This is a genomic window from Klebsiella sp. M041, from assembly GCF_059759695.1.
In genome coordinates this window covers 1-26500 of record NZ_JCAXWU010000009.1, presented here as the reverse complement: position 1 = coordinate 26500, position 26500 = coordinate 1, and the positions used below count along the sequence as shown (strand labels likewise).

General features: G+C 55.3%; 22 protein-coding genes. 7 read left to right on the top strand and 15 right to left on the bottom strand.

Annotated features, from left to right (window positions below):
- Window positions 1–129: 129 nt before the first annotated feature.
- The 3 genes from map to AC6CWS_RS13265 form a co-directional block, all read right to left on the bottom strand.
- Window positions 130–912: a type I methionyl aminopeptidase gene (gene map, locus AC6CWS_RS13275; protein ID WP_065882404.1), complete on the bottom strand. Its 783-nt coding sequence runs from the start codon at window positions 910–912 to the stop codon at window positions 130–132.
- Window positions 893–1111, bottom strand: a complete 219-nt coding sequence (locus AC6CWS_RS13270) for a ParD-like family protein (protein ID WP_002904808.1) — start codon at window positions 1109–1111, stop codon at window positions 893–895. Before AC6CWS_RS13270 ends, map begins: the two co-directional genes overlap by 20 nt.
- A 291-nt stretch (window positions 1112–1402) precedes the next feature.
- Entirely contained in the window at window positions 1403–1651 is a 249-nt protein-coding gene (locus tag AC6CWS_RS13265; protein WP_004205912.1) for a hypothetical protein, read from the bottom strand.
- Window positions 1652–1948: 297 nt separating this feature from the next.
- Here AC6CWS_RS13265 and AC6CWS_RS13260 point away from each other — a divergent pair, with 297 nt between their 5' ends.
- A complete protein-coding gene (locus tag AC6CWS_RS13260; protein WP_140599567.1) occupies window positions 1949–3604 on the top strand; it encodes a putative bifunctional diguanylate cyclase/phosphodiesterase in 1656 nt (551 codons plus the stop codon).
- 33 nt (window positions 3605–3637) lie between these two features.
- Here AC6CWS_RS13260 and AC6CWS_RS13255 read toward each other — a convergent pair whose 3' ends face one another.
- The 5 genes from AC6CWS_RS13255 to AC6CWS_RS13235 all read right to left on the bottom strand — a co-directional run bounded on the left by AC6CWS_RS13255 (window position 3638) and on the right by AC6CWS_RS13235 (window position 10241).
- The gene (locus AC6CWS_RS13255) at window positions 3638–4573 is read right to left on the bottom strand and encodes an alpha/beta hydrolase (protein ID WP_065882406.1); all 936 of its coding nucleotides are present in this window, start codon (window positions 4571–4573) and stop codon (window positions 3638–3640) included.
- A 187-nt stretch (window positions 4574–4760) separates the two neighbouring features.
- Window positions 4761–5204: a PTS mannitol transporter subunit IIA gene (locus AC6CWS_RS13250; protein ID WP_032452832.1), complete on the bottom strand. Its 444-nt coding sequence runs from the start codon at window positions 5202–5204 to the stop codon at window positions 4761–4763.
- Window positions 5194–6639: a sugar porter family MFS transporter gene (locus tag AC6CWS_RS13245; RefSeq protein ID WP_102004482.1), complete on the bottom strand. Its 1446-nt coding sequence runs from the start codon at window positions 6637–6639 to the stop codon at window positions 5194–5196. The genes AC6CWS_RS13250 and AC6CWS_RS13245 overlap by 11 nt, the downstream gene beginning before the upstream one ends.
- Window positions 6640–7362: 723 nt before the next feature.
- Window positions 7363–8691, bottom strand: a complete 1329-nt coding sequence (locus AC6CWS_RS13240; RefSeq protein WP_065882411.1) for a 6-phospho-alpha-glucosidase — start codon at window positions 8689–8691, stop codon at window positions 7363–7365.
- A gap of 11 nt (window positions 8692–8702) precedes the next feature.
- Window positions 8703–10241: a PTS transporter subunit EIIC gene (locus AC6CWS_RS13235; RefSeq protein ID WP_065882413.1), complete on the bottom strand. Its 1539-nt coding sequence runs from the start codon at window positions 10239–10241 to the stop codon at window positions 8703–8705.
- A 267-nt stretch (window positions 10242–10508) separates the two neighbouring features.
- Between AC6CWS_RS13235 and AC6CWS_RS13230 the strand changes: the two genes are divergently transcribed.
- On the top strand, window positions 10509–11207 hold the full coding sequence (locus AC6CWS_RS13230; protein WP_004205898.1) for a GntR family transcriptional regulator: 699 nt from the start codon (window positions 10509–10511) through the stop codon (window positions 11205–11207).
- Here AC6CWS_RS13230 and AC6CWS_RS13225 read toward each other — a convergent pair.
- On the bottom strand, window positions 11204–11956 hold the full coding sequence (locus AC6CWS_RS13225; RefSeq protein ID WP_032452855.1) for a sulfite exporter TauE/SafE family protein: 753 nt from the start codon (window positions 11954–11956) through the stop codon (window positions 11204–11206). The two genes, AC6CWS_RS13230 and AC6CWS_RS13225, sit on opposite strands and share 4 nt — an antisense overlap.
- Before the next feature lie 111 nt (window positions 11957–12067).
- On the opposite strand from AC6CWS_RS13225, the gene AC6CWS_RS13220 reads away from it, so the two are divergent.
- Together AC6CWS_RS13220 and AC6CWS_RS13215 are read left to right on the top strand one after the other, a co-directional pair.
- Complete coding sequence (locus AC6CWS_RS13220) at window positions 12068–12952, top strand: LysR substrate-binding domain-containing protein (protein ID WP_498256404.1); 885 nt, start codon at window positions 12068–12070, stop codon at window positions 12950–12952.
- Between the two features lie 130 nt (window positions 12953–13082).
- Entirely contained in the window at window positions 13083–13958 is an 876-nt protein-coding gene (locus AC6CWS_RS13215) for an NAD(P)-dependent oxidoreductase (RefSeq protein WP_044523052.1), read from the top strand.
- Window positions 13959–14010: 52 nt separating this feature from the next.
- On the opposite strand, the gene AC6CWS_RS13210 is transcribed toward AC6CWS_RS13215, so the two are convergent.
- The 5 genes from AC6CWS_RS13210 to AC6CWS_RS13190 all read right to left on the bottom strand — a co-directional run bounded on the left by AC6CWS_RS13210 (window position 14011) and on the right by AC6CWS_RS13190 (window position 21845).
- Window positions 14011–15480: an alpha/beta hydrolase gene (locus tag AC6CWS_RS13210; protein ID WP_065882421.1), complete on the bottom strand. Its 1470-nt coding sequence runs from the start codon at window positions 15478–15480 to the stop codon at window positions 14011–14013.
- Window positions 15481–15658: 178 nt separating this feature from the next.
- A complete protein-coding gene (locus tag AC6CWS_RS13205) occupies window positions 15659–18733 on the bottom strand; it encodes an efflux RND transporter permease subunit (protein WP_065882423.1) in 3075 nt (1024 codons plus the stop codon).
- Window positions 18730–19878: an efflux RND transporter periplasmic adaptor subunit gene (locus AC6CWS_RS13200; RefSeq protein ID WP_065882426.1), complete on the bottom strand. Its 1149-nt coding sequence runs from the start codon at window positions 19876–19878 to the stop codon at window positions 18730–18732. Before AC6CWS_RS13200 ends, AC6CWS_RS13205 begins: the two co-directional genes overlap by 4 nt.
- 78 nt (window positions 19879–19956) lie before the next feature.
- Window positions 19957–21153, bottom strand: coding sequence for a sensor histidine kinase (locus AC6CWS_RS13195; RefSeq protein ID WP_065882431.1), 1197 nt, complete (start codon window positions 21151–21153; stop codon window positions 19957–19959).
- Window positions 21150–21845: a response regulator gene (locus tag AC6CWS_RS13190; protein WP_065882433.1), complete on the bottom strand. Its 696-nt coding sequence runs from the start codon at window positions 21843–21845 to the stop codon at window positions 21150–21152. Before AC6CWS_RS13190 ends, AC6CWS_RS13195 begins: the two co-directional genes overlap by 4 nt.
- A 124-nt stretch (window positions 21846–21969) precedes the next feature.
- Between AC6CWS_RS13190 and AC6CWS_RS13185 the strand changes: the two genes are divergently transcribed.
- Window positions 21970–22755 (top strand): MipA/OmpV family protein, encoded by a 786-nt coding sequence (locus tag AC6CWS_RS13185; protein WP_065882435.1) that lies wholly within the window; start codon window positions 21970–21972, stop codon window positions 22753–22755.
- Window positions 22756–23222: 467 nt separating this feature from the next.
- Here the strand turns inward: AC6CWS_RS13185 and AC6CWS_RS13180 are convergent, their stop codons facing one another.
- On the bottom strand, window positions 23223–24140 hold the full coding sequence (locus AC6CWS_RS13180; protein ID WP_065882438.1) for an AraC family transcriptional regulator: 918 nt from the start codon (window positions 24138–24140) through the stop codon (window positions 23223–23225).
- Between the two features lie 374 nt (window positions 24141–24514).
- Here AC6CWS_RS13180 and AC6CWS_RS13175 point away from each other — a divergent pair, with 374 nt between their 5' ends.
- Both AC6CWS_RS13175 and AC6CWS_RS13170 read left to right on the top strand, forming a co-directional pair.
- Entirely contained in the window at window positions 24515–25612 is a 1098-nt protein-coding gene (locus AC6CWS_RS13175; RefSeq protein WP_087776218.1) for an alpha/beta hydrolase, read from the top strand.
- Between the two features lie 80 nt (window positions 25613–25692).
- Window positions 25693–26064 carry a DUF2255 family protein gene (locus AC6CWS_RS13170; RefSeq protein ID WP_025999258.1) on the top strand — a complete coding sequence of 124 codons (372 nt, stop codon included), beginning with the start codon at window positions 25693–25695 and terminating at the stop codon, window positions 26062–26064.
- Window positions 26065–26500 lie beyond the last annotated feature (436 nt).

The window sequence follows — 26500 nt, the reverse complement described above, 5'->3', positions numbered from 1 at the left end:
ACTCCCGTGTAATCAGATCGTCGCGTGTAGGCGCTATTCTCTTACGATTCGCCGGTCAGAGCAATTCCTTGTTCGGACTGCGGCCATCAAGAGAGAGGCGTCAGTCGGGCTGCCCCGCCAGAAGGTAACTCAGCGGATCCGCGACTGCTCGTCGTCGCGCAGCGTCAATACCTCAAAACCGTTGGCGGTCACCGCCACGGTGTGCTCCCACTGCGCGGAGAGTTTTTTATCGCGGGTGACCACCGTCCAGCCATCCTTTTTGGTCTTGATACGACTGTCGCCCTGGTTCACCATCGGTTCAATAGTGAATACCATGCCTTCCTGCAGCATGGCGCCTTCCCCGGGCCTGCCGTAGTGCAGCACCTGCGGCTCTTCATGCATTTCCTGACCGACGCCGTGACCGCAGTATTCTCTGACCACGCTGTAGCCATGGTCCTCGACCCAGCGCTGAATGGCATGGCCGATGTCGCCCAGCGTCGCGCCAGGTTTCACCACCTCAATGCCTTTCCACATCGCTTCATAGGTGGTTTTTACCAGCCGGCGCGCCAGCGGGGAAACGTCGCCTATCAGGTACATCTTACTGGAGTCAGCGATCATGCCCGCTTTCTCGAGGGTAATATCGACGTTAACGATCATCCCGGAGCGCAGATGCTCGGTCGCCTTTGGGATGCCATGGCAGACCACGTCGTTAATCGAGGTGTTCAACACATAGGGAAAGTCGTATTGCCCCTTGCTGGCCGGGCGAGCGTGCAGCTGGTTGACGATAAAATCTTCCACTCGATCGTTGATTTCCATCGTCGTCACGCCGGGAACGATAAAGGTATCCAGCATGGCAAACACCGATGCCAGCAGCTGGCCGGCATGACGCTGGCGCGCGAGCTCATCGGCGGTTTTAATGATTATTGATGGCATTGATCACCTCCAGCAGACGGTCAGAGCCGGATTTCAGCATCAGCAGTTTGATCTGCTGGTGGTTAAGCTCGGGGTAGAGTTCGCTCATCATGCCCAGACGGATCCAGTATTCCGCCTGCGCATTGACGGAGCGGGACATGGCTTTGCTGGCATCACGAATGTCATCGTGCAGCAGATCGGAGATTTTGACGATTCCCATAGCAAAAACCCATATATGATTCGTATATGTATCGTATACCATCCAGCGCGGATTGTCCCTGGCATTTTGTGGCCTGGGTGGCGGACACCATGCAAAAAAGCCCGACCGGCGGGCTTATTTTTCAGCATGTGTTCGGGTTAAAAATTCGCGCTGTTTACCATGGCGAAAATTACCCATTAGGTTATCAGTATGCGGAATGAAAATAACATGATGGCGACGCATCAATATATTTTATGCAGGTGTTAATTTTGCGTATGAATATTCTCCCGTCAGGCCGGGAATCCGGGGGATTTACAGCGCGTCAGTGAGTTTATCCACCACCACTTTACCCGCATTATCAAACTGCGTAATGCGGAAGCTGTCGCTCCAGGAGCGGCGGGTGGTGAAGCGGTCAAACAGGGATACCCGACCTTTACGCTGGCCATCTTTACTTAAAATAACCCATTCGGTCACCGAAGAATAATGCTGACTATTGTCATGACGACTCTGTTGTTCAACCAGGCGATCTTCTTTTTCCACTTTTAAATAATCACGCAACATATTTAACCTCCATAGAAAGTATTATTAACATTACTCCTTTTATTTATTCTTTCAATCAAACTTTTTAATCAATAAAAGTAACTATTAGTGGGCGACCTAAGTGTGAAAATCGCCGAGTTTGTCACTCCCGAAGATGGCCAGGTCCACTACGCTTAACAGGCGTGTGCGCCGCGCGGTCGGCGCATGCCCGGGCCGGAAAGGCGACCATAAAACACCTTAACCTTGTATTCATTATGGGCGTGATTCTGTTATATCTAATGCGTTTTGCCACGACCGAGCCACAGAGAGCGCTGTACCATGAGTAACGATCACCTGACGGACATTGCCTATCGCCACTTTATTGAAAGTGTTAAAGATTATGCCATCTATATGTTGAGCGCCGACGGGACGGTCATCAGCTGGAACGAGGGCGCCCGCCGGGCAAAAGGATACCTGAGCGACGAGATCGTCGGTCGCTACTTCGGTCTCTTCTATAGCGAAGCCGAACAGCTCTCCAGGGTGCCGGCAAAAAATCTGCAAATTGCCCTGCGTAGCGGCCAGTTTGAAGGCGAAGGCTGGCGGTATCGTAAAGATGGCTCCCGGTTCTGGGCGCATGTCATGATCGATGCCATCCGCGATGAACAACATAACCTGCTGGGCTTTGCCAAAATTACCCGCGACATCAGCGAACAGAAGGCGATCAATGACCGCATCGCGTGGATGGCGCGCTACGATGCGCTGACCGGTTTACCCAATCGGGTGGAGTTCTTTGAGCGGGTGGAAAAGCTGATCACCGGTAATGACGCCCGCCGCTTTGCCGTTTTCACCATCGATTTAGATAAGTTTAAAGAGATTAACGATCTGCAGGGCCATCTTATTGGCGATCAGCTGCTGCAGCGCGTGGCAGGCGCCGTGCTGAAAACGCTGCAGAAGGAGGAGATGGTCGCCCGCTTCGGCGGCGATGAGTTTGTGGCCGTCAAACCTTTTGCCGATGAAAGCGAAGTGGACGCCTTTGCCACCCGTCTCTGGCACTGCTTCAGCGGTAAGCAGACGTTTGCCGCGACGGAAGTGATCCTCTCCGCCAGCATAGGTATCTCCGTCTACCCGGAGGACGGGACGGATATTAATACGGTACTGAGCAATTCCGATCTGGCCATGTATCGGGCAAAGAGCAGTCTCGACCACAAGATTTGCTGGTACGAACGTGAGATGGACGACAAGACGCGGCAGCGGAATATGATGGCCGCCGACATCCGCCGCGGTATTCAGGCGGGGAAGTTTTCGCTTCACTATCAGGCGATCCGCAACATTAAAGATCGTCGCATCACCGGTTATGAAGCGCTGTTGCGCTGGCAGCATCCGCAGCTGGGGGCTATCCCGCCGGAGGTGTTTATTCCCATCGCCGAAGAGAGTGGCGCTATTGTGCCATTAGGCTACTGGGTACTGGAGCAGGTGTGCAGCGAATCACTGGATAATCGGCTGAATAAAAAAATCTCAGTCAATATCTCACCGGTACAGTTACGTCACCGCAGCTTTATCGAAAAAGTCCGCGAGATCCTGATGCGAACCGCTTATCCGGTTAGCCTGCTGGAATTTGAAGTGACGGAGACGGCGTTTATCATCAATAAACAGCTGGCGTTCAGCGTGCTGCATCATCTGCAAAAGATGGGCATCAGTATTGCGCTGGATGATTTCGGCACCGGTTACTCCTCCCTGAGCATGCTGCGCGATTTTCATTTCGACGTCATCAAACTCGACCGTAGCTTTATGCAGGATGTGGAGAGCAATCCTCAGGTTCGCTCGTTCGTGCGGGCGATTATCTCGCTGGGCAACTCAATCAATACCCCGCTTATCGCCGAAGGGGTAGAAACCGAGGGGCAACGGCAGATCCTCGAAGAAGAGGGATGCGACGAAATGCAGGGCTTTCTGTTCGGCGAGCCGGTCGATGTTAAACATCTGCCACGGCAGAATTAACGCACCCGCCGTTGGCTGGTGGGCGCGGGATCGTTACTGATGCGCTAACGTAGGCTGCCCGGAAAGGTGTAGCAGCGCCGCGCGCAGGGAGACCTCGAACATCTGACCGTGCGTCAGGCCAGGGTAGCGCCAGAATTGCACCGTCAGACCGTTGCTGGCCAGCTGCTGCTGGGTCTGACGCAGTACGCCCAGGGAGGCTTCATGCCCGGAGGGCTCGCCAGCGGCTTTTCCGTCGCCTTCCAGCAGATACAGTGACGTCCCGATAAACGCGGTGGCATCAAGGGTCTGGGTGTCCTTCAGGGGAGACGTCTGCGCCTGGCCAAGCGACGGGCTGGCAGAATAGTAAATCCTGAAAAGGGAGTGGTTTCGCCACGCGTCGAGTACAAACAGACCGCCGTAAGAGTGGCCCCAGATAGCGCGCTGGCGGGGATCGATTTCCAGGTTAGCTTCTGTTAGCGGAACCATCGTTTCGCTCAGCAGCTGACGAAACAGATAGTTGCCTCCGGTTTTTCGCGGCGGCAGCGCGGTTTTCCCGGGGCGAGGTTCATGCGTCTTTAGCGGCGGAGTGTAATCCCAGGCCCGGGCGGCGGTATCGAAGGGCAGCGCCGTCTGGTAACCAATAGCGACGATGACCGGCGGGGAACCGGCGGAGAGCTGTTGCAGAAACGCGTCGTTGAGTTTATCCATCACCGCGTTGCCGTCCAGCATATACAGCACCGGGTAACCGGCGGCCGGCGGCGCTTTATCCGGCACCGCGGTCCACACCCGGTAATGGCGTTCGCCATCGGCAGAGTCGTACTGGCGCTGGGTAAAATGATAGAAAGCTGACCCTTTATCCGCAATATTCGGTCCCAGCGGCTGCAGATCCGGCCGGGCGAAACTGCCGCTGCTGTAGAAGAGCGCGCCTATCGCCAGCGTCAGCAATCCGTGCGTCTGCCGCGCTGTGATGATCCCTGAATCCTGCTTCACCTCGTCTGTCCTCCTGTTCTCTGTCATCTGGCTTTTTGCCTGGGCTGACACGTTAGCATAGCTTCATTGATAATGGTTCTCATTTCTTTTTATGCGCGCAGTAGCAGGTGGCATGCCGCTGAGGCTGGTGGCGGAATCAGACCAATAAATGGAGGGGCCGGGGGCAGCGCCCCGGCCGGTGGCGCACTTAATGGGGCAGTGCGTTATGCTGGAGGATCTTCAGGAAGTCATTTTTGTCAGAGATTAATGACAGCGCATTCGCGATCAGCTCATCGCTGAATATCGAGGCAATTTCTTTGAGCACGTCAATATGCTCTTTCTCTTTCGCAATCACGCCAATGGCAATAAACATCACGTTGCCGCGATCCCAGATAACGCCATCAGGAAACTGAAAGATCTCAATCCCGGTTTTAAGGATGATATCCGTCGCTGATTTCGGCAGATGCGGCAGGGTGATGCCATTGCCCAAAAAAGTGGAAACCTGATGTTCACGCTCCAGCAGAAAGTGAACGCACTCCTGATTGACATAGCCTTTGGCTTTACACTCCGCGCCAATCATGGCGATGACTTCCGCTTTATTACTGGCCTTGCAGCCGATGTGCAGATTATCCAGCGTGATGTTATCGATCATAGCCAACCTCCCTGGTGAGACGAGTGGATTTTTTATCCTCATGATTCGCTGACAGCTCTGCTTCTAACTGCTCCAGCGATTTATTGGAGGTCTCCGGCAGGGCGAACACCACGAACAGAATCGCCAAATAGTTGATGGCCGCGAAGATGAAGAAGACCGGCCCCAGGCCCAGTTTCGCCTGCAGCAGCGGGAACAGGTAGCTGACTACCGCGTTCATGATCCACATGAAAAATACCGAGATCCCCATCGACAGTCCGCGGAATTTCAGCGGGAACAGCTCGGCTAATACCACCCAGGTGATAAAGCCCATCGAGCCCTGCATCACGCCGACGAACAGCGCGCCCAGCAGCCAGATAGCGGTGGCTTTCAGATCGCCCACCAGGGTGTAGTCGACCGCGGCGATAATCAGATGCAGCGTGGCCATAATGGCGAAGCCGTAGATGATGATCGTCTTACGTTTGAAGCGGTCGACAAGGAACAGCACGCCAACCAGCATACCGCCGACGGAGAAGACACCGTTCAGCACGTTACAGATCAACGAGGTACGCTCTGAGAAGCCGGCGGTACTCAGGATTTCCGTACCGTAATACATAATGACGTTCACCCCGGTGGTTTGCTGCAGTGCGGCCCAGGTAATGCCCACCAGCAAAATTTTGAGGATCCATGGCGTTTTGAGGATAGTGGTGAAGGTGTTCTGAGTGCTGTACTTATTGCCGGCTTCAATTTTGATCAGGGTGGAGATGTCGTCATACTCTTTCTGTGCGCGTTCCGCCGGGCGGATCTGTTTGAGAATATGCAGCGCTTCTTCGTGGCGGTTTTTGCTGATCAGCCAGCGCGGACTTTCCGGCGCGCGCCACATACCAACAAACAGGCAGATAGCGGGGATCGCCTGCACCAACAGCATATAGCGCCAGACGTCCGGCAGATGGCCCCAGATGATGCCAATGATCGCGTTAATGGCAAACGCCGCCAGCTGGCCGATAACGATGGCGACTTCATTCAGGCCGGTCAGCTTGCCGCGCATCTCGGTGGGCGCCACTTCAGAAATAAAGGTCGGAGCGGTAACCGAGGCGCCGCCGACGGCGTACCCCAGCAGGGCGCGGGCAATCAGCAGGGTGGTGATATCGGGAGCCGCAGCGGAAAGCAGGGCGCCGATGAGAAAGATAAAGGAGAGGAAGAGTAAGTATTTGCGCCGGCCGAAGTAGTCGGCAAACTTGCCGCCAAACACGCTGCCCAGCGCGGCGCCGACCAGCAGGACGCTCATCACCAGCCCTTCGGTGGTCGGGGTCAGCGCCATGTACTGCTTCAGTGAGGAAAAGGCGCCGTTGATAACGCCAGTGTCGTAACCGAAAAGCAGGCCGCCGAAGGTGGCCACTAAGGTGATCTGATGAAGTCGTTTTCTCTGTTGCTGGTTCAGGTTTGTTATAAATGACATGGTAGTCCCTTTATTTTGTTGAACGACACAAGATAAAAATACATCTCCCCAGTCAGGATTTATCACGCCTGTGTTGTCGTATCTAACTGAATTAAATGATTTTCTTCTTTGTGTAATTGCTCAGCACATGGCAGGGTACGCTAAGCAATGGCGGTCAAAGAGGTTTACGGCTTGGTGGTGATATGGATGTTGTCGATATCCGTTCTCCTTTTCGGGGTTAGCGGTCTTCAGTGCGTCGGCAGGACAGCGCCCTGGTGCGGCATGTTGCTGTCGTTCCGGCGATTTACTGTGATAAGAATATGGCACAAAGAAATGGAACGAGCATGCTACAAGATCACATTATGAAAATTTAATTTCAAATCAGTGTTGCAGGAAGGTAAATACATGAAGCCAATCACAATGGCATGCAGCGCGATATCCCCATGAAAAGGGGGTTAATTTTGCGATTGAGTAATAATGATGTTGTTTTCAGTGGGTTAATGTAACTCAAAGAATACAACGCAGATCACATTTTTACGCCATAATATCGAAGAATAGAATTTATATTTCATTACTCCGATCAGGGAAAAGCGTGGCTGGCGACTCTGGGTCGTCGGTCTGGAGGGGGGAGCGCAGGCCATCGACGCGTCTGTGCGGAGGGAGGTTATGGGGCAGGCATTGCGGGACGGGTGCCGCTGATAACCCTGCGGAGAGAAGGTCTCCCGGCAGGGTTGCGGCAAAAAATCAGTGCAGCGCGGGCCAGTAACCTTCGTTGGCGACGATCAGCTCATCGAGGATCGCTTTCGCCACCGCGGCGCTGGGCACCGTTTTCGACAGGGTGATGGCCTGCCACAGTTTCTGGTAGCTGCCCTCGATCCAGGCGTCAACCACCAGCTTCTCCACCGCCACCTGCTGCTCCATCAGTCCTTTCTGGAACGAAGGGATTTTTCCCATCGCCAGCGGTTCCGGGCCGTTGACGCCCACCAGGCAGGGGACTTCCACCATCGCCGTCTCGTCAAAGTTGGCGATCGCCCCGTTGTTTTCCACGATCAACAGCATCCGCTCCTGGGTGTTAAAGGCGATGGCGCAGGCGAGGTCGACGATGAAGGTGGCATGGGCCCCGGCATGGAAATGCGCGCCTTCCGCGGTGCCGCGACGGGTGATCTCCCGGGCCATATCGAAGACCTCTTTTTCACGCCCGGCCATCACCTCGTTGGCCCGCGTAAAGTCCGGGTCAGAGTGCGCCACCTCGTAGTCAGGGTAGAGGTAGTATTTCAGGTAAGTGTTAGGCAGGGTCAGGGGATCAAGGGCAAACACATCCTTCACCTTTTTAAAGGTCTCGATCCAGCTCGGCGCCTTATGCTGAAAATCCTCTTTTGGGCTACTGTAACCCTGCTCCGCCACGTGACGCTTCAGCGCCGGCATCAGGTCGTTACCGGCTTTATCGGTGATGCTGGTCCACCAGCCAAAATGATTCAGGCCGTAGTAACGGACGTTCAGTGCCTTGCGGGACGGCAGACCGAGGATGTCGGCAAACAGCCCCTCGATGGCCACCGGCATATCGCAGATGTTGATAATGCGCGCGTCGGGACGCAGGCGACGGGTCGCTTCCGCGACGATGGCCGCCGGGTTGGAGTAGTTGAGCATCCACGCCCCCGGGGCGTACTGCTGCATATAATCGACCAGCTCCAGTACGCCGGCAATCGAGCGCATACCGTAGGCGATCCCCCCCGGCCCACAGGTTTCCTGGCCCGGCACGCCATATTTCAGCGGGATCTTCTCATCCTTTTCCCGCATCTCATACAGGCCAACGCGAATATGCGCCATCACAAAATCAACGTCGGTGAAGGCCGCCTGCGGATCGGTGGTATAGCTGAATTTTACCTGCGGGAAGCGTTCCGCCACCAGAATGGCGCAGGCGTCGCCAATGGTCTTCTGACGCTCGTAATGGTTATCGTACAGACGGATCTCCCGCAGGGGAAAGCGCGCCATATTTTCCAGCAGCATCATGACAATCCCTGGCGTATAGGTACTCCCGCCGCCGGCAATCGTGACCACAAAGTTATCTTTCATTTACCACCTCGTTATTCAGTTACACCCAGACTGGCGTTGACCGCCGTTCGAATTTTGTTAACCCCCAGGCCATAGATCACCTGGACATGATTGCCTTTAATCAGCACGCTGTTCCCGCCGCTCTCTTTCAACAGCGTCTGCTGGATGAGCGCGGGGTCGCGCACATCGACCCGCAGACGGGTAAAACAGTTTTCCACCGTACAAACATTCTCTTTACCGCCCAGCCCCGCAATCACCAGCGCGCCTTTGTCAGACTCGCCATGCGCCTGATCCATCTGTGGGGAAGACGCCGCATCGGCAGCGGCTTCGCGCCCCGGGGTAAGCATTCGCAGGCGGGTAATGCAGAAGGTGCCGACCAGGTACATGGTGGCGGTTTCCAGCAGGCCGAGCAGGACAAATACCGGCCAGCGCGTCACGCTGGCGCCGGCGGGCAGGTTATAGACGACAAAATCGATAAGACCGTTAGTGGCGCATACCCGCACGTGAAGCAGCCAGGCCAGCATCTGGAAGAAACCGTCCAGCAGGGAGTAGATAAGCCACAGCAGCGGGGCGGTGAAGATAAAGAGAAACTCAAACGGTTCGGTGATCCCCACCAGCACTGAGGTGACAATTAAGGGGATCAGCGTGACTTTGAGTCGCTGTTTATTCTCCGGTTTCGCCGTGCGGTAGAAGGCGAGCGCCATACCGGCGGTGCCAAAAATCTTCACCATCCCATAGGTTAAAAAGCGGGCGGAATCACTGAGCGCGTCAACGGGATGACGGGCGATTTCGGCGAGGAAAATAGGCTTGGCGCCAATGACGGTCTGGCCATCAATCAGCAGCTGACCGCCGATAGAGGTAAAGACAAACGGCGACCAGATCAGATGATGCAGCCCGGTGGGGATCAGGAACCGGTTGAGAAAGCCGTACAGGAAGACCCCGATGGCGCCAAACGATTTCATAAAGCCGGTCAGCGCCGAGATGCCCAGCTCCACCACCGGCCAGAGATAGACGGTGGCGATAGCAAACAGGCCCACCAGCGGCAGCATCACGATCAGCACCAGCTTGCTGTTGCCGTAGATCGACAGCGCGCCGCGAAATTCGATGCCGACCACGCGATTGTGAACAAAGGCGACAGCGCAGCCAAGGATAATACCGAGGAACACGCCCATATCGATGACCTGAAAACCGAAGATATAGGTTTGTCCGCTGCCATACAGTTGCGCGTTGGTGGCCCCGGTCGCCAGGCGATGGGTCAGGGTCAGCCAGCTGTTGTTCGCCGCCAGGTAGACCAGCCAGGTCATGGCCGCCACGAAAGCGGCTTCGGCTTTGCGGGTTTTCGCCAGACCGCTTGCCAGCCCGAGGCAGAACAGAAACCCGAGATTGTTCATCAGCGCCCAGAGCATGCTGGAGACGAATTTCCCTAACAAATAGATCCCGCTGCTTTCCTCCACCCACAGCCGGTTGGTGGTCATGCTGAACAGGGCGATCAACAGGCCGATAGCCGGCAGATACAGCACCGGCCCGATCATCGCCTTGGAAAAGTCCTGAAGCTTTTTCACGCCAATCATGGTTGTCCTCTCGTCTTCATAGCCTGCTGTCATCACCTGATCAATAGGCTTATCAGACTAGGAGCAGACCACCGGGATCCCGAGCAGGAAAATGGCCATCTGTGACGAAAGTCATATATATTGTTGCAGGAGAGATATATAAATATAGCCATTTTTATAGATGAGTTAACGTCTGATTTTTCGCATAAAAGTTAAACTTTATCTATAAATACAATGCGTTATTTGTGGTTTCTTTCTACGCCCTCCATCTCACCGAGACATCTAAAAGTGATTTATAAAAAGATTGCCACCGAACTGAAGGCCCGTATCAACAGCGACGACTACGCCGTCGGGGATATGCTGCCCAGCGAAAAAGCGCTGGCTGCGGAGCTGCAGGTCTCAGTGATGACGCTGCGCAAAGCGCTGGCGCTACTGGAGGAGGAAAAGCTGATCGCCCGGCGGCACGGCAGCGGAACCTGCATTGTGCGTAAGAGTAACTATCATGGCGGCGAGCTGGAGGGGTTTAACTACCAGATGCAGGTGGTGGGGGTCACCAACTACCGTAATAAGGTCATTGAGTTCACGTTGCTTGACGCCCCGCCGGCCATTGCCCAGCAGTTAAAGATCCAGCCGGGAGAGAAAGTCTACTACGTCAGGCGGCTGCGCCTGATTGATGAGGTCCCGATCCTGGTGGAGAACAGCTACATTCCGTACGCCGCTTTTCCGTGGCTCAGCGTGGGTAACCTTGAGCAGTCTAAGTTCAACTATTTCAAAAAAGAGTGCCATATCACCATTATCGAGAGCCACCGCAGCTATACGCCGGTGCTGGCGACCCGCGAGCAGGCGGAGCTGCTGCAGGTGGCGCCTAACAGCCTCCTGCTACGGGTGCAGTCTGTCAGCTACGCCCAGAACCGGGCGATCGTTGATTTCTCAGAGATCTACCAGAACACCAGTAAATACAATGTGAAGCACATTACCCGCCGCTAGGCCGATCCCCCCAGCAGCCCCCGGAGGACAAGCTCCAGCCCCAGCGCCAGCAGGAACAACAGAAAGCCCTGACGAAAGCGCTGCGGGCTGAGACGCGAGCGGATCCGCTGTCCCAGCCACATACCGAGCAGCGCGGGCAACAGCGCCAGCGCCGACAGCAGCAGCGACTCTGCGCGCCAGCCAGCGTGCAGGGAGAGGCCGGCCGCCATCGCCAGAGTGGAGAGGGTGAACGACAGTCCCAGGGCCTGTACCAGCTCGTCGCGACGAAAGCCCAGCGCCTGCAGCCAGGGCACCGCCGGAATAACGAATACCCCGGTCGCCCCGGTGATCAGTCCGGTCAGTCCGCCCATCAGCGGCGACAGGCGCTTTTCCACGCGGGCTGAAACCTGCACCGCCGGACCACGGAGCGCGTATCCGGCATAAGCTATCAGCACGGCGCCCAGCGCCAGCGCCGACCACCGCGGGTTCAGGTGGATGAGCAGTGACGACCCCGCCAGCGTGCCGATAATCATCCCGGTCATCATTAACCAGAGGCGACGCACAATCTGCGCCAGCGCGGGGCCTGCCAGCAGCTGCCAGAGATTGGTTAACAGCGAGGGGAGCACCAGCAGGGCCGCCGCGGCCGGTGGCGGCATCAGCAGTCCAAGCAGGCCCATCGCCACGGTGGGCAGTCCCATGCCGGTCACCCCTTTGACCAGCCCGGCGGCGATAAAGATCAGCAGTAAACAGAGAGTGTGAAGATCAAACATCATGGCTCACTTATCGGCTCAGAGAAGGCCATTGAAACAACTGGTCGCCGGGTGGACAATGCGGTATGTTGCCCGCAGGCTACGGTAAAACCGAAGGGAAAGGAGGGCGTTATGCGACTGGATCTCGCCGATCTGCGACTGTTTATCGCCATCGTGGATAGCGGCAGCATTACCGGCGGGGCGGCGGCGGCCCATCTGGCGCTGGCCTCCGCCAGCGAAAGGCTGCGCAAAATGGAGGCGGAGGTCGGTGTGCCGCTGCTGCACCGTCATGCCCGGGGGGTGACAACGACCGAGGCCGGGGAGGTGCTGGCGCGCCATGCTCGTCCGTTGTTAGAGCAGCAGCGGCGTCTGCGCCAGGCGATGCACGCCTTCGCCCGCGGTCAGCAGGGCACGCTGCGCCTGTTTGCCAATACCTCGGCGATGTCGGCTTTTCTGCCGGGCAAGCTCGCCACGTGGATGGCCGCGCATCCCGGGATACAGATCGACACCGAAGAGCGCACCAGCGCAGATATTGTCAGCAGCATTCTGGCTGGCGTGGCGCAGGTCGGGGTGGTGTCCGATGCGGTCGCCCCCGGGCCGTTGCGCCTGGAGCCCGTCGCGGAGGATCCCCTGGTGCTGATCGTGCCGCCGGCCCATGCCTTGAGTGACGCCGCCGAGGTGGCTTTCGCAACGATCATCCATGAGCCGCTGGTCGCGCTCTATCAGACCAGCGCGCTGCAGCAGCATATCGAAGAGCAGGCCGCCGGAGTCGGCCAGGCGCTGAACGTCCGCATCAGGATGAGCCATTTTGAAGGGCTTTGCGAGATGGTGGCTCACGGCGCCGGCGCGGCGATCCTGCCGCGCGTTATTGCCGAACGCTACCAGCCGCGCTACCGGTTCGCCGTTATCACATTGCAGGATCGCTGGGCGCTGCGTCGGCTGTGCCTGTGCTATCAGGATGACGAACGCCTGTCGCCAGCGATACGCCGCTTGCTGGAGTGGCTCCGCCAGCCCTGAGCCGCGATAAATGTGGCTATCATATAGTGACAGTGTCACTTTATATGGCGGTTATTGCTACTGACATCCGTGCCAGAGATGCGATAGTAGACGTCCGCCATTTATTAACACGCGAATCAGGACAGACAAGATGAGTACATTACCAAAAGTCGCGGTGCTGGGACTCGGCGCCATGGGACACGCTTTTGCCAGCAATCTGCTGAAGAAGGGCTTTACCGTCGCGGGCTGGAACCGTTCGCCAGCGCGCGGCGAGGATTTACAGGCGCAGGGATTATCCCTGCACGCCACGCCGCAGCAGGCGGTGGCCGATGCCGAGGTGATCATCAGTATGCTCGCCGATGGTCAGGCTACCCTGCAGGTACTGGCGCAAATAGCGCCTGCCTGTCAGCCGCAGGCGATCTATTGCCAGATGGGCACCATCGGCCTGGCGGAGACCCAGGAGGCTATCGCTTTGTTGCGGGAGCGTCAGCCGGCGATGACCTTCGTCGATGCCCCGGTTTCAGGGACCAAAGCCCCGGCGGAGAAGGCGCAGATCCTGGTGCTCGCCAGCGGAGATCGTGAAAAGTGTGGCCCGGCGGAACAGGTATTTGCCGCTATCTCACGTGGGACGCAGTGGTTTGGCGAGGCGGGCAACAGCCAGAAAATGAAGCTGGTCCTCAATGCCTGGCTGATTGCGATGATGCAGGGCATCGCGGAAAGCGCACAGCTGGCGAAGACGCTGGGCTTTACCCCCGACCAGCTGTGGAGCGCCCTGGAGGGCGGCCCGCTGGCGGCGCCGTATGTCAAAGTCAAACTGGACGCCATCGCCAATGAGCAATTCGCGCCGCAGATGCAGCTGGCGCATGCGCTGAAAGATGCCCGGCTGGCCTTGTCCCTGTCCGAGCCGCACACCATGCCGGGACTGGATAACATCGCCGAACTGTGGCAGCAGGCGGCGGATGCGGGATTTGCCGGGCAGGACCTGTCCTCGATATATCAGTGGCTGTCGACGTCGGCGAAAGCATAGTGTAGCGCCCTCAGGAAAAAGTGGCCTCGGCGGCCACTTATCCAGAGGGGAGTTATTTTCCGGAGAGCGCCGGGGGAGTGTCGATCCCTTCGTCAATGCGCTTGATCATATAGGGAAAGAACGGATTGGAAGACTGGCGCATCAGCGAGTCCAGACCCACAACCAGCACAGAACGCTCGCCGCGAGCTGCAAACGTGCCAAGGCTGATCCCGTATTGATTCAGCGGATGGGGATAGCGCCCGTACAGCGAATCGCTCAAGGGGAAGGGGAGCGCGACATGCGAAAGAGAGTAGACGTCCGGTAAATAGTGCATTCCCTGCAGCTTTTCCACCGTGGTGTCTGTTTTCCCGGCGCGGGTGGTGCGAATTTCCATCTCTGTACTGGCGGAATTGGCGTTAGTGATGATCGTGGTTTGATAAGCCCGCGGCGCCGCGGGCAGCAACCGCGCCAGCGCGGTGTAAGACGTCCGGCGTAATAATGAATTAAACCTGACCGCATGATTTAAATCGAACAAGACAATTTCACTGCCATTATCCGGTAAGCGGTTATACAGCGCTGTCACGATCGCCCGCGTACTGACCGTTGAATCCACCACGGACTGAAAGGTCAATACCGGCGGTAAGCTGTTAAGCCTATGATTTCTCGAATCCGTCACTATCTGCTTTTGCAGCGCTTTGGTCAGCAGAAACGACTGACGGGCGGCGTTCGTCGGGAAGGAGTTATATTTGAACGGATTAAACTCAGGCATGATGTTTAACCATGCGGCTTTCGAGAAGGCGGGAAGAAACGCGGGCCAGCCCGCGAGGCCGGAAAAGCGCGCGAAGCGGGTAATACCGACCATTGGAGAAATCAGGATCACCCGCTGGGGTTTTGCCAGTTCGGCATTATCCAGCGCGTCCAGCGAATACTTCATTGCCAGCGCGCCGCCGTTGGAAAATCCGACGATATGCAGGGGCGCATCATGCCCCGTCAGTCGTTTCGCTTCTCTCACCGCCAGGCGCGTGGCGGCCAGCCAGTCCTGCCAGTCCACGTCGGTCAGCCCGGCGGGTACCGTCCCGTGGCCCGGTAATCTGATACCGATGGCGACATAACCCTGTTGCCGGTAATTTTCGGCGATATGCCGCAGACTGTAGGGTGTATCCGTCAGGCCATGCAGCAACACCACAGCGCCTTGCGGTTTGCCATCCGGCATCATGATATATGACCGATTCCAGTTGGTGGGAAACGAGTCCGGATAGATGGGGCTGTGACTGTAGTAACGATTCAGTTCGGTTTGCTGTTCAGCGTCCAGCTTATCGGAAACCTGGCGTTTTACCTCACCGAAGAGCGCATTCTCTTTGTTGAGGTAATCGTTCCAGTCAGCATTGTCGATTTCATCCGCGCCCATTTCATGCGGAACCCAGGTATGCCAGGGCTGCAGTTCGGGCCCGCGCTGAATGTCATAAACGCGTAGTCCCAGAGCGCCAACAATCAACAGCAGCAGGGACAACACGATACGTTTTAACCAGGTTACCCATTTCAACGCGTGGCTTCCCTTCTTAATGACCTGTTTTCTGAGTATAAATAATCATAGTCAGGGAAGGTTTACTTTTTATTAGGTTTCCTGTTACCCAAGCGTTGCAGCAGCAGGTGAGCAAGTTCTTTATCTTGCAGCGAATAACCTGGCAGAACCCTGAGACGAGGATACGACGGCACGCCACTCATTTTTCATGAATCTCGCCGGAGGAAGTCATTCTCAGCTGTAGCAACAGGCTAAACGATGCAGGTAAAACGGTCAGTGTAACCAGCGTGGCAACCAGTACTCCCCCGATAATCGCATAGGCCATCGGTCCCCAGAATACCTGATGAGAAATGGGGATCATTCCCAGAATGGCTGCACAGGCAGTCAGGCAGATGGGGCGCGCACGATGCTCTGCGGCCGCAATAATGGCGGCATCGCTTGCCATCCCCTGAGCAAGATTGCTATCCACCTCGCTAATCAGTATGACGGCGTTACGAATGATCATGCCAGCGAGCGCAATCACGCCAAGCAGAGCGACAAATCCCATTGGTGTTCCGCCAGGTAACATAGCCAGCACGATACCCGGTAAACCAAACGGGGCCATCAGTATAGCCAACACAATACGGGAATAGTTGCGCAACTGGAGCATCAACAGCAAGAGCATGATGACCAGTGTCACCGGTAGAACCGCATAGACCGAACTATTACCTTTTTCAGATTCAGCAACCGCGCCCCCTTCTTCAATGCTGTAGCCTTCAGGCAGTTCCGCGCGCAACCTGTCTACCGCTGGTCGCAACGCTGCGGATACTGCTTCGGCGCGAAGTCCCGGGGCGAGGTCAGTTTGCACGGTGATGAAAGGCAAACGCTGTCGACGCCAGATAACCGGATCATCCACGCCCCAGACTGGCGTGGCAAAGGCGCTGAGGGGGATTTGTTTACCGTCATTCCCCTGAATAGTCAGCGAAAAGAAGGTGGCGAGGTTAAGACGCTCATTGTCCCTGGCCCGGAGCACCACATCGACAAGGCGGTCATTATCGCGAACCGACGTGACTATACTGCCGGACCAGACGGTATTGAGCATCCGGGCCAGACTTTCTGACGACACGCCCGCAGCCCGGGCGGCGGTCTGATTGACCTTGAGGGTAATGACTCTCTCCGGTTCGCCTGCCGTCTGATTAACCTCGCGGGAGGAGGGTGACCGGCCAATGACTTCGCTCAGGCGGTTCGCGATCGACCTGACCTTCAGATAATCTGGCCCACTCACCCGGTATTTGACTGGCCAGCCGACGGGGGGCCCAAGTTCCAGGGGCGATACGCGAGTGATGATGTCGCTAAAGCGCGTAGCCAGTATCCTGTTTAACTGTCGATGAAGACGATCCCGCGCTTTAAGATCTTTAGCCACCACCACCATCTGGGCGATATTTTCATTTGCCAGAAGCACATCCATAGGCAGGTAAAAACGGATCGCTCCCGACCCAACGTATGTCGAAAAGCGCTCAACGTTGCGGTTGCCTGCCAGGGCCTTCTCCAGCTGTTCAGCCCTATTTTGCGTTTCCGACTGCGAGGCATTGGCCGGTAGCGTCAGGCTGACCAGCAATTCTGGCCTGTCGGAGGCGGGGAAAAACTCCCCCTGCATAAAGGTTGTTCCGTAAACGGACAGACCAAGCGCAATGAGAGCAATACACACGGTGGCGAAGCGGTAACGTAACGCCTTGCGCAGTAGCCACTGGTATCCGCGGGCCATCCGTCCAGGACCTTTCGACTTCTGTCTGATGTTGTCAGATAACAGCCACGTCCCGGTTAACGGTGAAAACAGGATCGCGACACCCCATGAGCACAGCAGGGCGATGAGCACCACGGCAAACAGGGAAAAGCAATATTGACCGGCGCTGGACGCAGCAAATCCCACGGGAATAAACCCGGCAATCATCACAAGGGTGCCCGTCAGCATCGGAAATGCGGTCGTTTTAAAAGCCCGGGTAGCCGCCTGCCGGCGGGAATCCCCGGCTTCCAGACCAGAGACCATGGTTTCCACGGTGATCATGGCGTCATCGACGAGCAGACCCAGCGCGATAATCAATGCGCCGAGAGAAATACGCTGCAGACCTATTCCTGCCAGCATCATTCCCGTAAAGGTCATGGCCAGAACCAGTGGGATGGCCGCAGCCACGACCAGCCCAGCTCGTAAACCCAGCGAGACAAACGAAACGGCCAGGACGATCGCCACGGCTTCGATAAGCACCCGGATAAACCCGCTTACGGCATCGCTGACCACCGCTGATTGATCGGCAACCTTGACCATCTCAATACCGTGCGGCAGCGTGACGCTGATGGCATGCATTTTGGCATTCAGCGCGGCGCCGAAACGCAGCATATTACCCGTCGGCGCCATCGAGATAGCCAGCCCGATGGCGGGTTTGCCGTTGACCCGGTAAACCGGCTGGGGAGGCTCGGCGTTTTCCCGGCTAACGGTGGCAATATCCGTCAGCGGAAGGTAACGATCGTTAATACGCAGCGTGACGGCACGTAAGCTCGCTTCAGAAGTCAGTTCCCCGCTGACCTTTATCGCCATATTTTCCTGTCCGGTGCGGATCATACCTGCCGGGACAATCGCATTTTGTGCTCTGAGGGCATCCGCTACCTGCTGGATGTTCAACCCCATACCTGCCAGACGCGCCGGGGAAAAAGAGAGAACTATCTGTTCCTGCTGCTCACCCAGCAGGCTGGTTTTTCCGATATCCGGTAACGACATGAGTTCCCGGCGAATGGTCTCAACACGGTCCCGGACCTCCCGCAGGGTATAGCCCTCAGGTATAAATCCATAAATCGTACCGAACGTGTCATCAAATTCGTCGTCGACGGCGGGGCCCTGAACGCCTTCTGGCAACGATGGGGCAATGTCCTGCATTTTCTTACGTACCTGATACCAGATATCCGGCACCTTTTCCGGCGGGGTATCGTCACGGAGATTGACATAAATAACGGATCTTCCGGCACGAGTTTCACTTTCGAGATAATCAAGCCAGGGGGTTTCCTGCAGCTTTTTTTCCAGCGTATCGGTCAGCAGTCGGGTGGTATCCGTCACGGATGCCCCGGGCCATTGCGCAGAAACAACGGCCGTTTTAATCGTAAACGCCGGATCTTCGTTACGTGGCAGCTTCTCATAACAGAACGCGCCCATAGCCATGATCAGCAGCATGAAGAAACTGACCATCTGTTGATTATTTAGCGCCCAGGCGGACAGGTTAAATTTCTCATTCAATACGGGTTTCATGATTCGCGCTCCCCGGCAATCACCGGCTCGCCGGAGCGTAATTTACTCACGCCGGCGGTAATCACCCGGTCGCCTGGTTCAAGGCCGCCGGAGATAATAACCGCGGTGGCGGTATAGTATACTGGCACCACCACGCGAAGCTGGGCCTGCGACCGTGGGTTAATTACATAAACCGCCGGTTTGTCGCCGACGCGGCTCAGCGCTGAAGCGGGAAGGGCGTATCCATGCGGGCCGGTTGCGGGTAACGTGACGGTAACGCTGGCGCCCAGCGCCATCGCCAGCGGTGGGTTTTGTAGGGTAGCCCTGACGCGCCACGTGCGGGTCTGAGGATTGGCCTGCGGGCTAATATCTCTTACCGCGGCGGACGCTTGCACCGACGGGTCGCTGAGGAGAGAAACTCGCAAGCCAGCATGCTCCTGTGGCGGGATCGCCTCGGGTTTAGCGATATCAAACACCACATCGCTGGCTTCACCGGTCGCCAGCGTCAACACCGACTGACCACCACTGACCACCTGACCCGCAGAGGCGCTGACTTCGGTGATCACGCCGCTTTGCGGCGCCATCAGACGCGTCCAGCCAAGGCTTTCGCGGGCATTACGCAACGCGGACTCGCTGTTTTTTAAACGCGCGCGGGCGACAAGCCAGTCTGCGCGGGCGGTATCGAGCTGCGTGCGGGCAATCGCGCCAGTAGGCATGAGCTTTTGCATTCGGTTGACGTTAAGTGCAGCAACCTGAGCAGCGGCTTTGGCTCCTTCATAGTCAGCCTGTGCGCCATCGAGCTGATTCTGATTGGTTGTATTTTCAAGCGTGGCCAGCAGTTGCCCTGCATTGACCCGATCGCCAATATCGACGCTACGCGTCACTATCCGGCCGCTGGTACGAAAGCTGAGAATCGTTTCATCGTGCGCATGGATCTCTCCGGTTCTTTCCAGGGCGGGAAGGGTTTGCGCTGAGCCAACAACAACGTAGCGCACCGTTCGCACAGGATCAGTCGTATTACCCTGGTTGTCCCCGCATCCGGGCAGCAGAAAAATCACCACCGAAAGAAGGGTCAGGGGAAGAAAGTGCAGCCAGGAAAGGGTGCGCGCCACGTCGTACAAATGGTGCAGACTGTGGCGGAGGGAGAGTAAAAATTCATCTGACATAACGCCGCTCCATAAAGGTTATGGCGTTATTAAATGTGCGCTTAGTCGAGAAAGATTCGACGTTTTGTCAAGGTATTATCAAGAGCGGCTATTTTCCATCTCAGACGACGTCCAGGGTAACAAAATGTTGACTGCGAGTCCGCCGGTTTCAGGTAACGACGCGCTGATACTGCCTCCATGAGCCTGACAGATCGCGCTAGCGATGGATAAGCCGAGACCGCTGCCGCCGGAGTGGCGGGCACGCGACTGCTCCTCCCGGCTAAAACGGTTGAACATTTCCGGCAGGAACCGGGGGGATACCCCCGGGCCGTCATCGCGAAATTCGAGGTAATATTGCCCGCTGGCGTAGTGCAGCGTGACATCAAGATGGCCGCCATCACGCCCGTAACGGAGGGCATTTTCCATAAGGATAGTAAACACCTGGCCCATACGGAACGTATCGCCTTTGAAGGGACACGCCTGAGAATGATGAAGCCTGATGGTAAAACGATGTGCATCAGCCTGGGGCATGATCCATGTCGCCCGTTCCTTAAGCAGCTCATCCAGACGAAAGGGTTCGTTTTCCAGAACCAGATTCCCGGCATCAGACAGTGAGAGCAGATGAAGTTCATCGGTCAGGCGATTCAGGTGCTGAAGCTGTTTCATTACCATTGCCAGTTGTTCCGGGCTGGCATCAAACACGCCATCCAGCATACCCTGCAAACGTCCGATAGCGGCAGTCAGGGGGGAGCGAAGCTCATGCGCCATGGCCACATGAGAGGTACGTAACTCTTTTTCATAGCGGGCCAGTTTCCCCGTCATGGTATTAAAGTCACTGGCAAAGCTGACCATTTCAGCCGGCGCATTCCTGATGAGCTCTGCCTGGCGGCCAAATTGCCCTTCGGCGACGTCCTTTGCCGCATCACGCAACCGGCTGAACTGCAGCGCCAGTGGCCTGGCATATCTCAACCCCATCACCACAATAAAAGGGATCATGACCAGGACCAGTAACGCCACGGTGACCCAGTCCGCCGAGGCGATGGAGGGTGTTGAATAACTCAACCCCCACCAGGTATCGACGATTTGATGGAAGCGCGCCGGGTCCGCCTGCGGGTTCTGGCTGAGCGCAAGAAACTCTTGTCGGACCGATGCCGGCATTCTGCCCATGATCCAGTAATTCTGCACCGCATAACGTAGCCACATACAGGTCGCTATGACAATTACGCTTCCGATGGCCAGCGCTAATATACGTGCGCAAATCCAGCGCCACAGGGAGGAGTAGCGGTTTTTTGTCATGGTTGTCTGAACCTGTAGCCTACGCCGCGAACGTTAACCAGCACGCCGGAAATACCCGCCGCTTCGAGTTTTTTACGCAGGTTATAAATATGGGTATCCACCACGCGCTCCAGGGCTTCACTTTCCGGCAAACAGTGTTCCAGTAAATGCTGGCGGGAAAAAGGTCGTGAAGGAGAGCGCATAAGCGTGGTCAGTAGCGAAAATTCGGTTGGGGTGAGGTCCAACGTCCGCGGTGTGCTGTTCCCGGCGACAATACTCGCCACGATGGCCGTAACATCCACTTCAAGTGATTGCCAGCGAAGGATCTCTTCCTTTGTTTCCGTTTTATTGCTGCGACGCAATACCGCCTGCACCCGGGCCACAACTTCTCCCGGATGGTAAGGCTTAACAACATAATCATCAGCGCCATAGCGCAGAGCGCCAATACGATCGGGAGTATCTCCCATGGCGGTGACCATGATCACCGGAACATCATTTTTACGACGCAGGCCAGCCAGGACTTCGGTGCCGTTAAGCCCCGGAAGCATCACATCCAGCAGGATCAGATCGGGTTTCCACCGGTGCGCCATATCCAGCCCGGAAAGCCCATCTCCGGTAATGACGACATCGTAATTTTCACGGCGTAAGTAGGCTTCGAGCACGCCAGCCGCATCGGCGTCATCTTCAATAATCAGCACTCTTCTGGACAACATCCGTTCACCTTGACCGATTCTTAACACTATCCCGACGATTCATTGATTTTGCCAAATCATACTGCGCCAACATTTTGTGGCAGCTCCTGCCTCAGGAGAAACCAGCATCCGTGAGGAGAACAGTATGATAGCGATAAAAAAAGCCCTGTATATGACCGTACCGCTTTTGACGGCCATCACATCCTGTGTACAGGCAAATGATGACGCCTCTTCCGGCTCTTTCACTATCGGGCTGGGAGGACGCTACGCTCCGCGATACTCAGGTTCAGACAAGCAGGTATGGCAGGTGGTTCCGGTGCTTCAGGGTCGTAACGGCGCTTTCTTTATTGATACGCAGAAAGGGGTAGGGTATGACCTGCAGAACGCCAGCGGCTGGTACGTCGAACATACGCTGGGATACGATCTGGGAAGGAGGGATAAAAACGCCAGCTGGCGGGCAGGGGCAAATAATCTGAAAGGGATGGGAGACATTGACGTCTCACTGAATACGGCCCTTGCCGTTGGCTGGCAGGCGCTTTCGTGGCTCAGTGTTGAAGGCAAAGCGACGCTGCCTTTAACGGACAGCCAGGGGGTAAGCTACCAGGCATCCTTGACGTTGCTCCCTGTACAAACTGACCAGGACACGGTCGCTTTTCAGACGGCGGCCCTGTTTGGCGACAACCGTTACCTGAATACCTGGTATGGGGTGGATCCGCAGCAGAGCCAGCGCTCAGGTTATAGCCGCTATTCAGCACCGGGGGGATTTTATGGCATAGACAACAGTCTGACCTGGAGTCACCAGTTTGATGCCCACTGGGGCACGCTCCTGAGCGCTGACTATACCTGGCTTGGGGAGCATGCCAATCAAAGCCCGATCGTGTTACGACGTAACGAGGCGGCACTGACAGCAGCAGTGACATGGACATTTTAGGGCGGAGAAAGTGCGGCGTGCGGTTTGCCGGGAACGGTTAAAATTGAGTGAGTCGGCATTATCTGGCAGATAGGCAACCAGAAGCGAAACATGTTGTTAACCGCGCCGGAAGACCTGGTGCGGTCCTCGTGTCGCCGACGTACGTTCGGTTATTGATCCCAACGACGATCGAGAGCGACGCAAACGTGCCGGAGGAGTTTTATGAACAACGCCATAGCTGTTCCGTCGGGAAGTTTTTGGACACGTCGTTCGTCGGCATGAGAATACCGAATCCACCAATAACAACACCAATCCGCTTTGTAAGGTTATCATCTTTATTACTCCAGCCGTCATCAACTGTCACCCGCCCTTGCTGAAGTTATCTCGATATTACGCTACCGTAATGCCTCTTAGCTTTATTTCGAAGCGGCCACTCCGGGCGGAAGTAATATAATTCACTACCGATTTCACTTGTGGCTGTGGAGAATTTATTGAAGCTTACCAGCTGACTTTCTCAGCACAGTAATATCCCTCTTGGGTGACTCCCCGAACATCCGCGTATATTCCCGGCTGAAATGGGATAAGCTTTCGTAACCGACAGCATAGGCTGCTGTGGTGACATCGTAATGTTCATTCAGCATCAGTCGCCTGGCTTCATTGAGGCGCAGCCATTTCTGATACCGGAGCGGGCTCATTCCCGCAAGCTGCCTGAAGTGTTGGTGAAAAGAGGGCGTGCTCATTTGCACCCGACTTGCCAGTTCCTCTACGCGTAAAGGTGACGCAATATTGGTTTTTAACCAGTCGATAGCTTTACCGATACGGTAGCCATGGCCGTCTACTGCTGCAATCTGTCTGAGATGATCGGACTGATCGCTCATCAAAAGCCGGTAATGTATCTCCCTTTGAATCAGCGGCCCGAGAACAGGAATGGCTTCAGGCTCGTCAAGCAAAGAAAGCAGACGGCAGAAAGGTTCCAGCAAAACATTAGTAACCGTTCCTATACCGACACCCGTTCCCGCGTCTCGTTTTTTGACCGGCGGCAGGCTTCCCTGGGCAATTAATTCCATCAGCACACGCTGGTCAAGTTTATAGGCTACGCCGACGCAGGGCCGGGATGTCGAAGCCTGTAAAACCTCCGAGCTGGCTGGCAGGTCAAGGGAGGTGATCAGGAATTTTTCCGCATTGTATTCGTAAGGTTCACCACCAACCCACATGATCTTCGCGCCATCGGCCACCAGAACGATACTGGGAGGGACCAGGCAGCTCACCGGAGGAGCGGGTTCGTTTCGGCGGAACAGTTCGAGTCCTTCTACCGCTGTTGGGAAATCACCGGTGCCCGGAGTGCGCTGAGCAATATCGCGGGAAAGCACGCCGAGTCGTTTTTCAACCGTCTTGTCAGAAATCATTCTGTAATACCTCACGTTTATTGCGGCTTTTGACGTTAACAACTTAGCAGCGATGAAAATTGAAATATACGCTTTGAGATCAGGTTCAGAGGATCAGGCAAATAATGCAGAGTATTTTAATAACACCTTTCATTAAAGACACTCAAAATAACAACACTGAAATGAGGCAGTGTCCTGTAAGTCAGGGTTCACCGCGAGCCAATTTAAACCGTTCAGGTTAAAGCCATTTTTAACTGTCAGACAGGTTATCCGGAGGAGACATACGTGAAAGAGTTTACTTTCTACAACCCAACCCGAATCGAATTCGGTTCCGGAAAAGAGAGTTGTAACTGAAATACTCATGCATGCTGTCTGAAACTATCCCTCAACATCCAATGAAAGGTTTTAATATCATGACGCTAAAATCTTCAACGCGCTTTTTTAATCGCGCACTCATCGCCGGAGCGATGGCTCTGATTTCAACAGAAGCTGCGGTCGCCCAGCCGGCACCAGGCACAGCAGATTCTTCTGTCCGTCTGGTTCAGACGTGGGATAAAACTTTCCCAAGGAGCGATAAAGTGGATCATCAAAAAGTTACTTTTAAAAACCGTTACGGCATTACACTGGCCGCAGATATGTATCTACCTAAAGATCGCGGAAACAAGAAGCTTGCTGCGCTTGTGATTTCCGGGCCTTTTGGCGCGGTAAAAGAGCAGGCCTCAGGTCTCTATGCTCAGACCTTAGCCGAGCGCGGATTCGTGACGCTGGCATTTGATTCGTCTTATACCGGTGAAAGCAGTGGTGAACCCCGCAATATCGCCTCACCTGATATCAATACCGAAGACTTTATGGCCGCAGTCGATTTCATTGGACTGCAACCTTATGTGGATCGTGAACGTATCGGTGTCATTGGTATCTGCGGCATGGGTGGGATTGCCCTCAACGCTGTTGCCGTGGATAAACGCGTAAAAGCTGTAGTTGCCAGCACCATGTATGATATGAGCCGCGTGATGTCGAAAGGCTACAATGACAGCGTAACGCCGGAGCAACGCGAACAGGCGCTTGAGAAGATGAGCCAACAGCGCTGGGAAGATGCGGCAAACGGCAAGCCTGCATACCAGCCAGCCTATAATAAACTGAAGGGCGGGGAAGCACAGTTCCTCGTGGACTATGCGGATTACTACATGACCAAACGCGGTTATCATCCACGAGCCGTCAACTCTGGCAATTCATGGTCGGTGACAACGCCGATGGCCTTCATGAATTTCCCGCTCATGACCTATATCAAGGAAATTTCTCCGCGTCCGATCCTGTTCATCCATGGCGAAAAAGCGCATTCGCTTTACTTCTCTAAAACGGCTTATGAAGCGGCAAATCAACCAAAAGAGCTTCTGATTGTTAAAGATGCCACACATGTCGATTTATATGATCGTATGGATAAGATCCCGTTCGATAACATCACTGCATTTTTTAACAAAAATCTTAATAAGTAAGCCATAGCACCGTCCGGTGCTTTCAGATGCAGTGTCTGTGCGACAAACGACAGACACTGCTCTTGAAAGAGGAGAAGTTTATGTTCTGGAACCCTGAATTATTAACAAGAATAGATGCGGCCGACGACCTGAAAATCGCTCCGTATCATCCCGATATGAATACGACCGGTACGCCGACGTGGATTTGGGAAGTGAAGGTGGAGAACAGACTTTTCGTCCGAGCCTATAGTGGTACCCGTTCAAAATGGTATCAGGCTGCATTGTCCCAGCAGGCGGGTAAGATACTGGCTATTGGACAGGAGTTCGACGTCCTGTTCGCAAAACCATCAGACCCTGAGCTTGAAAGTAAAATTGATCAGGCTTATCAGAAAAAGTACTCCAGCAGCAGCTATGTTTCAGCAATGACAGGGACACGCGCCAGAGCGGCCACGATTGAGATTTTACCTTCGTGATTTCCTGTCAAAGTGATACTGGGTGTTCTGTGAGACAAAATCTGCCTGTGTAGCTTTAATTTCCCTGAAACTGGAGGAAAGTATGAAACATACATAACCGCCAGTTTCTGGTCCGGTGAAAGTTCATCTTCAGGAAGCATTGTCCATTAAGGTAGGAGTTTGAATATCTGATGATAGGGCGAACATGTACTATGAACATAACGCAAGAAAAGGGATGTCAGTCATAAATAAGTACCGTGTTGATTTGTTAAGAGGCCGCTGTCAAATATGAAGTTATTGGGCACTATACGCAATTTAACATAATATACATTATGCGCACTTTGATTGTAATGGCTCAATAGTAATGTCCGCCTGTGGCTCAATTCAGATGTCCGCGCTATGGTAAGCTTCACTGGTCCGTTTAAACTACCGGGAGGCATATCATGAGCGCAGAAAG